This window comes from Escherichia coli (genome assembly GCF_036503815.1).
Classification (GTDB): Bacteria; Pseudomonadota; Gammaproteobacteria; order Enterobacterales; family Enterobacteriaceae; genus Escherichia; species Escherichia coli_F.
In genome coordinates this window covers 3,008,135-3,022,200 of record NZ_AP027764.1, presented here as the reverse complement: position 1 = coordinate 3,022,200, position 14,066 = coordinate 3,008,135, and the positions used below count along the sequence as shown (strand labels likewise).

The 14,066-nt window shown below is 45.9% G+C and carries 16 protein-coding genes, 1 tRNA gene and 1 other RNA gene; 11 read left to right on the top strand and 7 right to left on the bottom strand.

The features are described 5' to 3' along the window. The first annotated feature begins 291 nt into the window (after window positions 1–291). Window positions 292–1,659 (top strand): GGDEF domain-containing protein, encoded by a 1,368-nt coding sequence (locus AABJ99_RS14540; RefSeq protein ID WP_039021518.1) that lies wholly within the window; start codon window positions 292–294, stop codon window positions 1,657–1,659. A gap of 465 nt (window positions 1,660–2,124) precedes the next feature. On the opposite strand, the gene AABJ99_RS14535 is transcribed toward AABJ99_RS14540, so the two are convergent. Together AABJ99_RS14535 and AABJ99_RS14530 are read right to left on the bottom strand one after the other, a co-directional pair. Further along, window positions 2,125–2,260, bottom strand: a non-coding RNA gene (locus AABJ99_RS14535) — RtT sRNA. Window positions 2,261–2,304: 44 nt separating this feature from the next. Further along, window positions 2,305–2,392 (bottom strand) — tRNA-Ser (locus tag AABJ99_RS14530). Window positions 2,393–2,625: 233 nt separating this feature from the next. Here AABJ99_RS14530 and ghrA point away from each other — a divergent pair. From ghrA to ycdZ, 4 genes are all read left to right on the top strand, one after another. Continuing rightward, window positions 2,626–3,564, top strand: a complete 939-nt coding sequence (gene ghrA / locus AABJ99_RS14525; RefSeq protein WP_338387364.1) for a glyoxylate/hydroxypyruvate reductase GhrA — start codon at window positions 2,626–2,628, stop codon at window positions 3,562–3,564. A 54-nt stretch (window positions 3,565–3,618) separates the two neighbouring features. Then, on the top strand, window positions 3,619–4,356 hold the full coding sequence (gene ycdX, locus AABJ99_RS14520; RefSeq protein ID WP_000283651.1) for a zinc-binding phosphatase: 738 nt from the start codon (window positions 3,619–3,621) through the stop codon (window positions 4,354–4,356). Between the two features lie 23 nt (window positions 4,357–4,379). Beyond that, window positions 4,380–4,934: a molecular chaperone YcdY gene (gene ycdY / locus AABJ99_RS14515; RefSeq protein ID WP_039021651.1), complete on the top strand. Its 555-nt coding sequence runs from the start codon at window positions 4,380–4,382 to the stop codon at window positions 4,932–4,934. Between the two features lie 101 nt (window positions 4,935–5,035). Continuing rightward, the gene (ycdZ, locus tag AABJ99_RS14510; RefSeq protein WP_001309402.1) at window positions 5,036–5,527 is read left to right on the top strand and encodes a DUF1097 domain-containing protein; all 492 of its coding nucleotides are present in this window, start codon (window positions 5,036–5,038) and stop codon (window positions 5,525–5,527) included. A gap of 63 nt (window positions 5,528–5,590) precedes the next feature. Here the strand turns inward: ycdZ and csgG are convergent, their stop codons facing one another. From csgG to csgD, 4 genes are read right to left on the bottom strand one after another with little or no spacing between them, the layout of a single operon-like run. After that, the gene (csgG, locus tag AABJ99_RS14505; RefSeq protein WP_001189321.1) at window positions 5,591–6,424 is read right to left on the bottom strand and encodes a curli production assembly/transport protein CsgG; all 834 of its coding nucleotides are present in this window, start codon (window positions 6,422–6,424) and stop codon (window positions 5,591–5,593) included. A 26-nt stretch (window positions 6,425–6,450) separates the two neighbouring features. Beyond that, window positions 6,451–6,867: a curli production assembly/transport protein CsgF gene (gene csgF, locus AABJ99_RS14500; RefSeq protein ID WP_001264088.1), complete on the bottom strand. Its 417-nt coding sequence runs from the start codon at window positions 6,865–6,867 to the stop codon at window positions 6,451–6,453. Between the two features lie 24 nt (window positions 6,868–6,891). Next, window positions 6,892–7,281 carry a curli production assembly/transport protein CsgE gene (gene csgE, locus AABJ99_RS14495; RefSeq protein ID WP_000833288.1) on the bottom strand — a complete coding sequence of 130 codons (390 nt, stop codon included), beginning with the start codon at window positions 7,279–7,281 and terminating at the stop codon, window positions 6,892–6,894. A 4-nt stretch (window positions 7,282–7,285) separates the two neighbouring features. Then, a complete protein-coding gene (csgD, locus tag AABJ99_RS14490; RefSeq protein ID WP_000481500.1) occupies window positions 7,286–7,936 on the bottom strand; it encodes a biofilm master transcriptional regulator CsgD in 651 nt (216 codons plus the stop codon). 754 nt (window positions 7,937–8,690) lie between these two features. Between csgD and csgB the strand changes: the two genes are divergently transcribed. The 6 genes from csgB to clsC all read left to right on the top strand — a co-directional run bounded on the left by csgB (window position 8,691) and on the right by clsC (window position 12,516). Then, the gene (csgB, locus tag AABJ99_RS14485) at window positions 8,691–9,146 is read left to right on the top strand and encodes a curli minor subunit CsgB (RefSeq protein ID WP_001360656.1); all 456 of its coding nucleotides are present in this window, start codon (window positions 8,691–8,693) and stop codon (window positions 9,144–9,146) included. Between the two features lie 40 nt (window positions 9,147–9,186). Beyond that, on the top strand, window positions 9,187–9,642 hold the full coding sequence (gene csgA, locus AABJ99_RS14480; protein WP_039021652.1) for a curli major subunit CsgA: 456 nt from the start codon (window positions 9,187–9,189) through the stop codon (window positions 9,640–9,642). 58 nt (window positions 9,643–9,700) lie between these two features. Beyond that, a complete protein-coding gene (gene csgC / locus AABJ99_RS14475; RefSeq protein WP_000992818.1) occupies window positions 9,701–10,033 on the top strand; it encodes a curli assembly chaperone CsgC in 333 nt (110 codons plus the stop codon). 120 nt (window positions 10,034–10,153) lie between these two features. Next, window positions 10,154–10,465 carry a protein YmdA gene (gene ymdA / locus AABJ99_RS14470; RefSeq protein WP_000489582.1) on the top strand — a complete coding sequence of 104 codons (312 nt, stop codon included), beginning with the start codon at window positions 10,154–10,156 and terminating at the stop codon, window positions 10,463–10,465. A gap of 94 nt (window positions 10,466–10,559) precedes the next feature. After that, window positions 10,560–11,093 carry an O-acetyl-ADP-ribose deacetylase gene (ymdB, locus tag AABJ99_RS14465; protein WP_000857405.1) on the top strand — a complete coding sequence of 178 codons (534 nt, stop codon included), beginning with the start codon at window positions 10,560–10,562 and terminating at the stop codon, window positions 11,091–11,093. Further along, window positions 11,035–12,516: a cardiolipin synthase ClsC gene (clsC, locus tag AABJ99_RS14460; protein WP_001353293.1), complete on the top strand. Its 1,482-nt coding sequence runs from the start codon at window positions 11,035–11,037 to the stop codon at window positions 12,514–12,516. The genes ymdB and clsC overlap by 59 nt, the downstream gene beginning before the upstream one ends. Window positions 12,517–12,523: 7 nt before the next feature. On the opposite strand, the gene mdoC is transcribed toward clsC, so the two are convergent. Beyond that, a complete protein-coding gene (gene mdoC / locus AABJ99_RS14455) occupies window positions 12,524–13,681 on the bottom strand; it encodes a glucans biosynthesis protein MdoC (RefSeq protein ID WP_001070350.1) in 1,158 nt (385 codons plus the stop codon). Window positions 13,682–14,066 lie beyond the last annotated feature (385 nt).

Here is a 14,066-nt window from a genome sequence, read left to right as displayed (position 1 = left end):
TTTTTCGAAAGTCCTGATGAAATGCAGCGTTACTGTACTCACGGATTCAATTGTTATTCCTAATATATCTATGAATTAATGTTTTATAAGGATTTCCTTATAACCATTTATATGTATTTGCAAGCCTGTCTTGTCGCGAAGAATGTATAAAGCACTAAGGTAATAATAATTGCGGTCTGCAACTATCATCATTGGTATTGTTTGTGGTGGATTTTTATATTGACAACAGTACAGTTCTTATATCTATTAGTGACAGAAAGGGATCTACAACCTACAGATTGGTGTAGCTTTATGGAAAAAGACTATTTGGGAATTAGTAGTACTGTATTGGTGAGCTTATTGTTTGGGCTTGCATTCGTTTTGGTAAATAGTTGGTTTAATCAGCCAACCGTTGAGGAGGTTGTTCCACGATCAACCTATCTAATGGTTATGATTGCTTTATTTTTTATCGATACCGTTGCATTTATTTTCATGCAATTGTATTTCATTTATGATCGTGTGCAATTTTCAAACTGCATACTTAGTTTAGCGTTTCTGAGTTGTTTGATTTACTTTGTTAAAACTGTCATTATCATTCAGCAATTTATTGAGGGGCATTTGATAAGCAGCGTTGTACAAAATGATATTGCAATTTATTATTTGTTTCGTCAGATGAGTTTGTGCATGTTAATATTGCTAGCGCTGGTGAATAAAGTTAGTGAAAACAATAAGAAACGCTGTTTTTTTTCCAAAAAAATGACATTGTGTATAAGCCTATTTTTTATTTTTGGGGGGGCGGCAGTTGCTCACATGCTAAGTAGTCATTATGATGACTACAGTTTACATATTGCCGAGTTAACAAATGAAAATGGTCAGGTAGTCTGGAAAACCTCATATGTTACCATAATGATTTTCATGTGGTTAATCTTGCTTTTGGTTAATCTATACTTTAATGGTTTACGCTGTGATATCTGGAATGGAGTATCAGTGATTGCTTTCTGTGCCGTGCTGTATAATATCTCTCTGTTATTTATGAGCAGGTATAGTGTGTCCACTTGGTATATTAGCCGCACTATTGAAGTAGTCAGTAAATTAACCGTTATGGTAATATTTATGTGCCATATTTTCAGTGCGCTACGAGTAACAAAGAACATTGCCCATCGCGATCCATTAACTAATATATTTAACAGGAATTATTTTTTCAATGAACTGAAGGCTCAATCAGCATCAGCCCAAAAAACGTCTTATTGTGTCATGATTATGGATATCGATCACTTTAAAAAAGTTAACGATACGTGGGGGCATCCGGTTGGCGATCAGGTGATAAAAACAGTGGTGAGCATCATTGGGAAAAGCATACGACCAAATGACCTTTTAGCACGCGTTGGCGGCGAAGAGTTTGGCGTCTTGCTGACGGAGACCGATACTGAAAGCGCGAAAGTTTTAGCCGAAAGGATAAGGGCAAATGTAGAGCGTTTGACAGGCGATAATCCTGAATACGCCATACCGCAAAAAGTGACGATTAGCATTGGCGCTGTGGTGACTCAGGGAAGTGCGTTAAATCCGAATGAAATCTATCGAATGGCTGATAATGCACTATATAAAGCGAAAGAAACCGGACGTAATAAGATAGTTGTAAAAGAGGCAGAAATTCTTATCAACTGCAAGGATGATGATTGAGTTTGTCGCCAGTTGTCGAACCCCGGTCGGGGCTTTTCATCCCCCGGTGTGTGCAATATACGAAAAAAAAGCCCGTACCTTCGTACGAGCTCTTCTTTAAAGATGGCGGTGAGGGGGGATTGACTCGCTTCGCTCGCCCTGCGGGCAGCCCGCTCACTGCGTTCACGGTCTGTCCAACTGGCTGTCGCCAGTTGTCGAACCCCTGTCGGGGCTTCCCATCCCCCCGGTGTGTGCAATATACGAAAAAAAAAGCCCGTACCTTCGTACGAGCTCTTCTTTAAAGATGGCGGTGAGGGGGGATTGACTCGCTTCGCTCGCCCTGCGGGCAGCCCGCTCACTGCGTTCACGGTCTGTCCAACTGGCTGTCGCCAGTTGTCGAACCCCTGTCGGGGCTTCCCATCCCCCCGGTGTGTGCAATATACGAAAAAAAAAGCCCGTACCTTCGTACGAGCTCTTCTTTAAAGATGGCGGTGAGGGGGGATTGACTCGCTTCGCTCGCCCTGCGGGCAGCCCGCTCACTGCGTTCACGGTCTGTCCAACTGGCTGTCGCCAGTTGTCGAACCCCTGTCGGGGCTTCTCATCCCCCCGGTGTGTGCAATATACGAAAAAAAAGCCCGTACTTTCGTACGAGCTCTTCTTTAAAGATGGCGGTGAGGGGGGGATTCGAACCCCCGATACGTTGCCGTATACACACTTTCCAGGCGTGCTCCTTCAGCCACTCGGACACCTCACCAAATTGTCGTTCCTGTCGTGCTGGAACGGGCGCTAATTTAGGGAAATCATGACCTGAGGTCAACAAACTTTTTTAAAAAATCGCGCGTTTATTCAAACTTCAATCAATATGCAGTTTTAATAAGCGAAATCTGCTTTTTTTGCCACCGACCACGGATTTGTTATGCTGGTGGCCTTTGTAGATCATAACGATAAGTGCGAATAAATTTCGCGCAACGCTTTTCGGGAGTCAGTATGGACATCATCTTTTATCACCCAACGTTCGATACCCAATGGTGGATTGAGGCACTGCGCAAAGCTATTCCTCAGGCAAGAGTCAGAGCATGGAAAAGCGGAGATAATGACTCTGCTGATTATGCTTTAGTCTGGCATCCTCCAGTTGAAATGCTGGCAGGGCGCGATTTTAAAGCGGTGTTCGCACTCGGGGCCGGTGTTGATTCTATTTTGAGCAAGCTACAGGCACACCCTGAAATGCTGAAGCCTTCTGTTCCACTTTTTCGCCTGGAAGATACCGGTATGGGCGAGCAAATGCAGGAATATGCTGTCAGTCAGGTGCTGCATTGGTTTCGACGTTTTGACGATTACCGCATCCAGCAAAATAGTTCGCATTGGCAACCGCTGCCTGAATATCATCGGGAAGATTTTACCATCGGCATTTTGGGCGCAGGCGTACTGGGCAGTAAAGTTGCACAGAGTCTGCAAACCTGGCGCTTCCCGCTGCGTTGCTGGAGTCGAACCCGTAAATCGTGGCCTGGCGTGCAAAGTTTTGCCGGACGGGAAGAACTCTCTGCATTTCTGAGCCAATGCCGGGTATTGATTAATTTGTTACCGAATACCCCTGAAACCGTCGGCATTATTAATCAACAATTACTCGAAAAATTACCGGATGGCGCGTATCTCCTCAACCTGGCGCGTGGTGTTCATGTCGTGGTAGATGACCTGCTCGCGGTGCTGGATAGCGGCAAAGTTAAAGGTGCAATGCTGGATGTTTTTAATCGCGAACCTTTACCGCCGGAAAGTCCGCTCTGGCAACATCCACGCGTGGCGATAACACCACATGTCGCCGCGATTACCCGTCCCGCTGAAGCTGTGGAGTACATTTCTCGCACCATTGCCCAGCTCGAAAAAGGGGAGAGGGTCTGCGGGCAAGTCGACCGCGCACGCGGCTACTAATAAAGCATCAGGTTTCCTGCTATCCTTGGCGGGAATTGAATACAGGAGAGAGTTATGTATCCCGTCGACCTTCATATGCATACCGTTGCCAGCACGCATGCATATAGCACATTAAGTGATTATATTGCCCAGGCCAAACAAAAGGGCATTAAACTTTTTGCGATCACCGATCATGGCCCGGACATGGAAGATGCGCCGCATCACTGGCACTTCATTAACATGCGTATCTGGCCGCGAATGGTTGATGGGGTAGGGATCCTGCGTGGTATCGAAGCTAACATTAAAAATGTTGATGGTGAAATTGACTGCAGTGGCAAAATGTTTGATTCGCTGGATCTAATTATTGCCGGCTTTCATGAACCGGTTTTTGCACCACATGATAAAGCGACCAATACGCAAGCGATGATCGCCACTATCGCCAGCGGCAATGTGCATATAATAAGTCATCCCGGAAATCCACGATATCCAATTGATTTTAAAGCTGTTTCTGAAGCTGCGGCGAAACATCAGGTGGCGCTGGAAATCAATAATTCCTCATTTTTACACTCACGTAAGGGCAGTGAAGACAACTGTCGTGCGGTAGCCGCAGCGGTACGTGACGCTGGAGGTTGGGTGGCATTAGGCTCGGATTCTCACACTGCGTTTACCATGGGGGAATTTGAAGAGTGTCTTAAAATCCTCGACGCGGTAGATTTTCCGCCAGAGCGCATTTTGAATGTTTCTCCGCGCCGCTTACTGAACTTCCTTGAATCTCGCGGTATGGCACCGATTGCGGAATTTGCAGACCTTTAATTACTAGTCATGGAAATATATTAATGAATGAGTTTTCTATCCTCTGTCGTGTGCTGGGTTCGCTCTATTACCGCCAACCGCAAGATCCTTTACTGGTGCCGCTGTTTACCCTGATTCGTGAGGGGAAACTGGCTGCGAACTGGCCACTGGAGCAGGATGAGTTACTGACGCGTTTACAGAAAAGCTGTGATATGGCGCAAGTCTCTGCCGATTACAATGCGTTGTTTATCGGCGATGAATGTGCTGTGCCGCCATATCGTAGCGCATGGGTTGAGGGCGCGACGGAAGCGGAAGTGCGCGCTTTTCTTTCCGAACGAGGGATGCCATTAGCGGATACGCCAGCCGATCACATCGGTACATTGCTGCTCGCGGCTTCCTGGCTGGAAGATCAGTCAACGGAAGATGAGAGCGAAACACTGGAAACACTGTTCAGTGAGTATCTGTTACCCTGGTGTGGTGCGTTCCTTGGCAAAGTGGAGGCCCATGCAACTACGCCTTTCTGGCGCACCATGGCACCGCTAACCCGCGATGCTATTAGTGCAATGTGGGACGAGCTGGAAGAAGATTCTGAAGAGTAAATGTGATCTCCATCACTCATAACTGCAACAGATAATTTGTTGTTGCATAAAATGTGTGCTCGATCTCATTCATGGCCGCGTTTTCTGCTATCATGCGCGGCATGAACATACTTCTCTCTATTGCAATCACAACAGGCATTCTCTCCGGTATCTGGGGATGGGTGGCTGTTTCCCTGGGCTTACTAAGCTGGGCGGGCTTCCTGGGCTGTACGGCCTACTTTGCCTGCCCGCAAGGTGGGCTGAAAGGGCTGGCGATCTCCGCTGCAACCCTGCTTAGTGGCGTGGTGTGGGCGATGGTCATTATTTACGGTAGTGCACTGGCACCACATCTGGAAATTCTCGGTTATGTCATAACTGGTATTGTCGCGTTTCTGATGTGTATTCAGGCGAAACAGCTGCTGCTTTCATTTGTTCCGGGGACGTTTATAGGCGCATGCGCGACGTTTGCCGGGCAGGGTGACTGGAAACTGGTGTTACCTTCGCTGGCGCTTGGACTGGTATTTGGTTACGCAATGAAAAACAGCGGCTTGTGGCTGGCGGCGCGTAGTACGAAGACCGCTCACCGTGAGCAGCAAATCAAAAATAAAGCGTGAGGGGCACTCACGCTTTCGCTTGAACAGTAAAATGCCGGATGATAATTCCGGCATTTTTATCTATCAGGATTCCGGTGGAACCGACATATGGCGGTATTTCACCAGAATGTCATTCTGCCGTTCTGCTTTGTTCTGCAAATCCCAAAGACCGCGGTCGATACCATCATTAATCAGGAAAATGACGCCTGTTTCGATAGCCGACATCAGGCACAGCATAACGGGTTCGTTCGAGGTGTAACCTACTTCCCCTTCCAGCAAGCGCTGGTAGTCAATAAAGCGGAAGACCCCCGCCTGAACTTCATAGGAAAGTATCGTCTTACTGGTGTTCACCGAGGAGAGGATCTCACCGGTACTCACATTGACGACACGCAGGTTCACGGCAATCTGATCGAGCTGGTATTGCGTGTCTGCACCGATCCCAAAATATCTTGCCCCAACACCGCCCGATTTAACGTTGCTTTCATAACCGATAATCGAACCTTCAACCATGATATTTGCCGCCGTTAAAGATTGCAGCGGGATTCGGTTATTAATGGCAACCGTGCCGTTTTCTTGTGCTGCACGAATAATCTTGCGCTCGTTAAGCAGGTTTTGTAAGCCCTGGCGCTCCAGCGGTATAAACCAGCGAGAATCTTTCAATGCCGTGACCAGCATTGCCGTGGCGCTTTGCGGAACAGCAGTGGAGAAGTTACTTGCCGGGTAGGGTTTAAATTGCCCGGTTTCGTCCTGAATGTTGTATACCGAAACAAAGATCTTACCCGTCGGCGCTGGCAGATGGGTCAAATCTTTGTAGCTCTGAGCACGAGGCATTAATGTCGGTCTGGCGGCTTCTTTAGGCGGGGCGGTTAAGCATCCGCTCAGTAACATGACGGCAACCAAAAGAAATAAGCGCTGCATGATTATTTTCCTTATGAAGCTGGGGCTTAAAAATCGGTTGAGTTATTTTGTAAACCCGAAACCTGGATGGTCGAGGTTTGTCCGGTTTTGCGATCCGTCACATTCAACTGCAATTGACCATCGCGGTTAGCGATATCGACAATATAATCGTTGGTCACCATGCGGCCCGGCTTGCCGGTATTAATATTCGACAGTAGCCCACCTAAAATTTGTGACTGGATGGCCTGGGTAAAGTTATCTAACGCTGAGGGCGTTTCAATACCAAAGTCATCGTTATAGCTCGGATCTTTATAAGAGTTTTGTGCCTGGGCGCTATTTAATAAAAAAGCACCGTTATTTGGGTTACCACCAAAGTTTGGATTACGGAACTGGAAAGTCATGGTTCCAGCCCAACTTAAAGGCGAAATAAGCATGAGTAGAACTACTGCATGTTTGACACGCATTGCAGCCTCCGAACAATTTTTTATTTAGAATTCATCATGCGCCAAATCGCCCGTACTCAATAACGCCTGATTTATCTGGCGACGATTTAGTGCTTCTTCAGTTTGAATCAGTGCAAAGACGACAGTTTTTTCGAAGTCTCTTTTCAACGGGAATAAAAAAGTCTGGAAAATAACGTCCTGATTGACCGTTATTGTGATCCAACTTCCCCATCGTGCACTGGGCCTTTCATTAATCGTTAAGTTACCCGTATAGTCACTTTCCCATTTATCACTAAAGGCTCGGTAAAAATCATGGCCAATAGATGAAACAGTATGGTCAGTTAACAAGCCCGGGACTTCTACCTCAACGGCGTGAAGATTCCCTGCGGCGAACAGGAATTCTGCCGCCACAATCCAGCGTAAATAACGTTTCATGGCTTTATCGCCTGAGGTTATCGTTTGCCCAGGAAACCGCTTGAGTCCGGTTTTTTACGGCTATCTTCTTGAAAAGATTATAAAGATGTGTTTTAACCGTATTTTCGCTGATGAACAACGAACGAGCGATCTCGTTATTAGACGCGCCGATACGCAGCTTATTCAGGATCTCTTTTTCCCGATGAGTAAGGAGGGCTGATTCCGTGCTGTTATAACGATAGTTACCTGAATGCGTAATCAGGTAACTGGCAAGCTTTTGCGTAAAGTAGCATTCGCCGCGCAGGACGCCTTGCAACCCATTGACAACACGTTCTTGATCCTCCATGGCATAAAAAACGCCGTTGATATGAGGCCAGTTTTCAATGTCGCGGTACGGGTAATCTTCAGGCGTATTTAGCAACAATATTTTGATATTGTTGTTTTTCCTGCTCAAAGTATCCTGCCAATAATGGATAAGCTTTTTATCCGCTTCCATCATATCCAGAAGAATAATAGAGCCTGAAGATATATCGTCCAGAGAACGTTGAATATTATGTAATTTTCCTGTAATTGCCAGCGATTGTTTAAGGTGCTGCAAGAGAGCTGTCGCCTGCAAAGAAGGTTTAGTGATCAACAATAATGTATGACCATGGATACTATGGACTTCATTAAACATGATGAAACCCCGCTTTTTTTATTGATCGCACACCTGACAGCTGCCTCTAAAATAGAAGCACCAGAAGTACTGACAGATGTTGCACTGCTGTGTGTAGTAATAAATCAGCCCTAAATGGGTAAAATATAAAACTAATGGATTACATCTGATTTCAATCTAGCCATTACAAATCTTAAATCAAGTGTTAAACATGTAACTAAATGTAACTCGTTATATTAAAATGTTAATCTTAAGGTTTTATTAAGTTTAGAAATGATAGAAAAGTTGTACATTTGGTTTTTCTTGCACAATTTTAAAAAATCATACAAATGGTGCTAACTTGCTAATAATGCATATAAAAAATATTTCGGTGTAGTCCTTTCGTCATGTAAAACGTTCTTGTTTTTTCTCCACACCTCCGTGGACAATTTTTTACTGCAAAAAGACGAGGTTTGTCACGGCTTGTGCGCAAGACATATCGCAGCAATCAGCGACGGGCAAGAAGAATGACTGTCTGGTGATTTTTGATTGCGGAAAACCGAAATTTAAAAGAAAACAAAATATTTTTTTGCGTAGATAACAGCGTATTTACGTGGGTTTTAATACTTTGGTATGAACAAAAAAAGAAAAATACAACGCGCGGGTGAGTTATTAAAAATATTTCCGCAGACATACTTTCCATCGTAACGCAGCGTTAACAAAATACAGGTTGCGTTAACAACCAAGTTGAAATGATTTAATTTCTTAAATGTACGACCAGGTCCAGGGTGACAACATGAAAAACAAATTGTTATTTATGATGTTAACAATACTGGGTGCGCCTGGGATTGCAGCCGCAGCAGGTTATGATTTAGCTAATTCAGAATATAACTTCGCGGTAAATGAATTGAGTAAGTCTTCATTTAATCAGGCAGCCATAATTGGTCAAGCTGGGACTAATAATAGTGCTCAGTTACGGCAGGGAGGCTCAAAACTTTTGGCGGTTGTTGCGCAAGAAGGTAGTAGCAACCGGGCAAAGATTGACCAGACAGGAGATTATAACCTTGCATATATTGATCAGGCGGGCAATGCCAACGATGCCAGTATTTCGCAAGGTGCTTATGGTAATACTGCGATGATTATCCAGAAAGGTTCTGGTAATAAAGCAAATATTACACAGTATGGTACTCAAAAAACGGCAATTGTAGTGCAGAGACAGTCGCAAATGGCTATTCGCGTGACACAACGTTAATTTCCATTCGACTTTTAAATCAATCCGATGGGGGTTTTACATGAAACTTTTAAAAGTAGCAGCAATTGCAGCAATCGTATTCTCTGGTAGCGCTCTGGCAGGTGTTGTTCCTCAGTACGGCGGCGGCGGTCACCATGGCGGTGGCGGTAATAATAGCGGCCCAAATTCAGAGCTGAACATTTACCAGTACGGTGGCGGTAACTCTGCACTTGCTCTGCAAACTGATGCCCGTAACTCTGACTTGACTATTACCCAGCACGGTGGTGGTAACGGTGCAGATGTTGGTCAGGGCTCAGATGACAGCTCAATCGATCTGACTCAGCGTGGCTTCGGTAACAGCGCCACTCTTGATCAGTGGAATGGTAAAGATTCTACTATGACTGTTAAACAGTTCGGTGGCGGTAACGGTGCTGCTGTTGACCAGACTGCATCTAACTCCAGCGTTAACGTCACTCAGGTTGGCTTTGGTAACAACGCGACCGCTCATCAGTACTAATACATCCACTGTATTAAAGAAACAGGGCGCAAGCCCTGTTTTTTTTCGGGAGAAGAATATGAATGCGTTATTACTCCTTGCGGCACTTTCCAGTCAGATAACCTTTAATACGACCCAGCAAGGGGATATGTACACCATTATTCCTGAAGTCACTCTTACTCAATCTTGTCTGTGCAGAGTACAAATATTGTCCCTGCGCGAAGGCAGTTCAGGGCAAAGTCAGACGAAGCAAGAAAAGACCCTCTCATTGCCTGCTAATCAACCCATTGCTTTGACGAAGTTGAGTTTAAATATTTCCCCGGACGATCGGGTGAAAATAGTTGTTACTGTTTCTGATGGACAGTCACTTCATTTATCACAACAATGGCCGCCCTCTTCAGAAAAGTCTTAATTTGTTGAAATATCGAGCATAAGATGAATCTGGAGAGAATGGTCTGCTGCGGATCAGCCAACCTGAAAGTATGGATAACACAACCCTCAAGGATGACTAATCATTGAGGAAATAGAATAAATGTTCAGACCTTTTTTAAACTCTCTTATGCTCGGCAGTTTGTTTTTTCCTTTTATTGCCATCGCAGGAAGCACCGCGCAAGGGGGCGTGATCCATTTTTATGGCCAAATTGTGGAACCGGCATGTGACGTCAGCACCCAGTCATCACCCGTAGAAATGAACTGCCCACAGAATGGCTCTGTTCCGGGCAGAACCTATTCCAGCAAAGCGTTAATGAGCGGCAATGTCAAAAACGCGCAAATAGCCTCAGTAAAAGTGCAGTATCTTGATAAACAGAAAAAGCTGGCTGTAATGAACATCGAATATAACTAAGTTTCTGAACAACTCACCTTGCTGAGCAGAAAAATGCGATTTAACCAAAAAGCCTGCTGTACACTTAAGAAACAAGAAGGTGTAAGGAGGCGTTATGAAAACGCGTATTCATGTTGTGCAGGGTGATATTACCAAACTGGCCGTTGATGTGATTGTGAATGCGGCTAATCCGTCATTAATGGGAGGCGGCGGCGTCGATGGAGCCATTCATCGCGCAGCGGGTCCGGCCCTTCTGGATGCCTGTTTAAAAGTCAGGCAACAGCAGGGCGATTGCCCTACGGGGCATGCCGTTATTACGCTTGCAGGCGATCTTCCCGCGAAAGCCGTAGTGCACACCGTCGGCCCAGTCTGGCGTGGTGGTGAACAAAACGAAGACCAGCTTTTGCAGGATGCCTATCTCAATAGCCTACGACTGGTGGCGGCAAACAGCTATACGTCAGTGGCTTTTCCTGCAATTAGTACTGGGGTTTATGGTTACCCTCGCGCGGCAGCGGCTGAAATCGCAGTAAAAACCGTTTCAGAATTTATTACCCGTCACGCTTTACCCGAACAGGTATACTTTGTCTGTTATGATGAAGAAAACGCCCACCTCTACGAAAGACTCCTTACCCAACAAGGAGATGAATGATTTGCCCCGGCTGGCGAGCGCGGTGCTGCCACTGTGTTCGCAACATCCCGGTCAGTGTGGCCTTTTTCCTCTGGAGAAAAGTCTGGATGCGTTTGCCGCCCGGTATCGTCTGGCCGAAATGGCAGAGCATACGCTGGATGTTCAGTATTACATCTGGCAGGACGATATGTCGGGTCGGTTACTGTTTTCCGCCCTGTTAGCCGCAGCAAAGCGTGGCGTTCGCGTCCGTTTGTTGCTGGACGACAACAATACACCCGGACTTGACGACATTTTACGCTTGCTTGACAGTCATCCCCGCATTGAAGTCCGACTTTTTAATCCTTTTTCGTTTCGACTGCTACGTCCGCTTGGTTATATCACCGACTTTTCCCGTCTCAATCGCCGTATGCACAATAAAAGTTTCACCGTCGATGGTGTGGTGACTCTGGTGGGGGGACGAAATATTGGTGATGCCTATTTTGGTGCAGGGGAAGAGCCACTTTTTTCGGATTTAGATGTCATGGCAATAGGACCAGTTGTAGAGGACGTTGCCGATGATTTCGCCCGCTACTGGTATTGTAAATCGGTTTCACCCTTACAGCAGGTGCTGGATGTCCCGGAAGGTGAAATGGCGGATCGCATCGAGTTACCCGCCTCCTGGCATGACGATGCCATGACGCATCGTTATTTACGCAAAATGGAATCCAGCCCGTTTATAAATCATCTGGTTGATGGAACGTTGCCGCTTATCTGGGCGAAAACACGTTTATTAAGTGATGATCCGGCGAAAGGGGAAGGCAAGGCAAAACGGCATTCACTGTTACCGCAGCGCCTGTTCGATATCATGGGCTCACCCAGTGAACGCATCGATATTATCTCTTCCTATTTTGTACCGACACGCGCAGGTGTGGCGCAACTCTTACGGATGGTGAGAAAAGGGGTAAAGATTGCGATCCTAACCAATTCTCTTGCCGCTAACGATGTTGCTGTCGTCCATGCCGGATACGCGCGCTGGCGCAAAAAATTGCTCCGCTACGGCGTGGAATTATATGAACTCAAGCCGACGCGTGAACAAAGTAGTACGTTACACGATCGCGGCATAACCGGTAATTCCGGTGCCAGCCTGCATGCTAAAACCTTTAGCATCGATGGTAAAACGGTGTTTATTGGCTCTTTCAATTTCGATCCACGTTCGACATTGCTCAATACTGAAATGGGGTTCGTGATAGAGAGCGAAACGCTGGCACAGTTAATTGATAAACGCTTTATTCAGAGCCAGTATGATGCGGCCTGGCAGCTCCGTCTGGACAGGTGGGGGCGGATCAACTGGGTTGATCGTCATGCAAAGAAAGAAATTGTTCTCAAAAAAGAACCCGCTACCAGTTTCTGGAAGCGGGTTATGGTCAGACTGGCGTCGATATTGCCTGTGGAATGGTTATTATAAACGCGGCTTAACGGGCTGGTGCTTTATCGTTCTCACGCTTAACAACCGGTTTACCAGAGAACAAAAACTTCAGTAACGGGATGCGTAAATGAATTTCATACAGAATTATCGCAATCCCTACTACGAATATCAGGCCACAGAGAAAACCAAGCCAGTTGGAGGTGATGTGCGGTGTAATGTACGCGCCGAAAAACAGCGTTAACGGGTGGTGAACCAGATAGATAAATAGCGATGCGTTAACAAAGTAAGTCACCCGCGCTGACTGGAAGTTAAGCAAACGGTGGCCGAAGGAGAAGACCACATTCACCATCCACAGACCGAGGACCATCGTGATCACCGACTCGGTTTCGTACATCCAGGCATCGCCACTGCCATAGCGCTGGTTGAGTAAGTAAGCGACAAATGCCAATGCTGCTGCAAGGGTACAGCCACGAGACGGCGTGGTAAACAAGGCTTTAAGATGAGGGAAAATGAAAGCCAGTGCGCCGAGGATAAAGAACGGCAAATAAAATAACGTTTGCATGACAATAAAATTGAACATGCCGTTACTCAGAATGGGTGGATACACAATAAAAATCGTTCTTCTTATTACCGCATAACCGATGCCGAGGCACAAAAAAATCACCGATAATTTTACCATCGAGAATTTTTTATTCGTTTTATCAGAATTTTCTAAATTATTTCTGATGCGTTTAAATATCCATACGCACAGCGTCGTCATGACCACTAACACCAGTAAAAACCACAGGTGTGATATTAATTCCCAGGCCAACGTATTATATTTGTCATACAATGACAGCCCAGGCCAACTTTCCGCTTTCCCTTTGACGTATTGCAGCATAATAAATTGCGGCAATGTCAGTAGGGGGATGGCTGTTAACATCGGAATCCCTACACGTTCGACACGTACTTTCCACCATTTTTTCAAGGGATAGCGTAAAAAAAGCATGTAAGAAAAGTACCCGGATATAACGAAAAATACCTGCATGCGGAACGAGTGGATGAAGTCATTAAAAAGGGTCAGCCATAATGACGGTTCGGCGCTATTCACATGCCATGTATGGCTCGAATAGATTAAAGAAATATGAAAAGGGATCCCTAACAACATCAGCCAGGCGCGGATGGAGTCGAGGAAATATTCACGTTGCGCGGGTACTGGGTTCATATATGGTTAACTAATCTCGGATTTTTCGTCTTATCCCTGTCGGGTTATGCCTTTAGGCTTGTTGCCATAGCGACACCGACCTGACCGCGCCAGACGCAGGCTTCAAGGTTTTTATGCATAGCATCATCGCTACCACTAACCAGAATGGAAGCGTCTGTAAGACGGTTGATAAATAAATTTGCTGGCAAACCCTACACGAAGTCGATGCTTCTGTCTTTAGGAGAAGCACGGAAAGTGAAAACGGTTGCAATCAGGTGCTTAATCCATGAGCCAGCGTGCTGAACGATACCGGGATTCTGTTGTCGGAATGGCTGGTTATCCATTAAAATAGATCGGATCGATATAAGCACACAAAGGGGGAAGTGCTTACTAATTATGAAACATA

Coding starts and splice junctions, on each gene's coding strand:
- AABJ99_RS14540 (WP_039021518.1), top strand. CDS start 292: ATGGAAAAAGACTATTTGGGAATTAGTAGTACTGTATTGGTGAGCTTA.
- ghrA (WP_338387364.1), top strand. CDS start 2,626: ATGGACATCATCTTTTATCACCCAACGTTCGATACCCAATGGTGGATT.
- ycdX (WP_000283651.1), top strand. CDS start 3,619: ATGTATCCCGTCGACCTTCATATGCATACCGTTGCCAGCACGCATGCA.
- ycdY (WP_039021651.1), top strand. CDS start 4,380: ATGAATGAGTTTTCTATCCTCTGTCGTGTGCTGGGTTCGCTCTATTAC.
- ycdZ (WP_001309402.1), top strand. CDS start 5,036: ATGAACATACTTCTCTCTATTGCAATCACAACAGGCATTCTCTCCGGT.
- csgG (WP_001189321.1), bottom strand. CDS start 6,424: ATGCAGCGCTTATTTCTTTTGGTTGCCGTCATGTTACTGAGCGGATGC.
- csgF (WP_001264088.1), bottom strand. CDS start 6,867: ATGCGTGTCAAACATGCAGTAGTTCTACTCATGCTTATTTCGCCTTTA.
- csgE (WP_000833288.1), bottom strand. CDS start 7,281: ATGAAACGTTATTTACGCTGGATTGTGGCGGCAGAATTCCTGTTCGCC.
- csgD (WP_000481500.1), bottom strand. CDS start 7,936: ATGTTTAATGAAGTCCATAGTATCCATGGTCATACATTATTGTTGATC.
- csgB (WP_001360656.1), top strand. CDS start 8,691: ATGAAAAACAAATTGTTATTTATGATGTTAACAATACTGGGTGCGCCT.
- csgA (WP_039021652.1), top strand. CDS start 9,187: ATGAAACTTTTAAAAGTAGCAGCAATTGCAGCAATCGTATTCTCTGGT.
- csgC (WP_000992818.1), top strand. CDS start 9,701: ATGAATGCGTTATTACTCCTTGCGGCACTTTCCAGTCAGATAACCTTT.
- ymdA (WP_000489582.1), top strand. CDS start 10,154: ATGTTCAGACCTTTTTTAAACTCTCTTATGCTCGGCAGTTTGTTTTTT.
- ymdB (WP_000857405.1), top strand. CDS start 10,560: ATGAAAACGCGTATTCATGTTGTGCAGGGTGATATTACCAAACTGGCC.
- clsC (WP_001353293.1), top strand. CDS start 11,035: ATGATGAAGAAAACGCCCACCTCTACGAAAGACTCCTTACCCAACAAG.
- mdoC (WP_001070350.1), bottom strand. CDS start 13,681: ATGAACCCAGTACCCGCGCAACGTGAATATTTCCTCGACTCCATCCGC.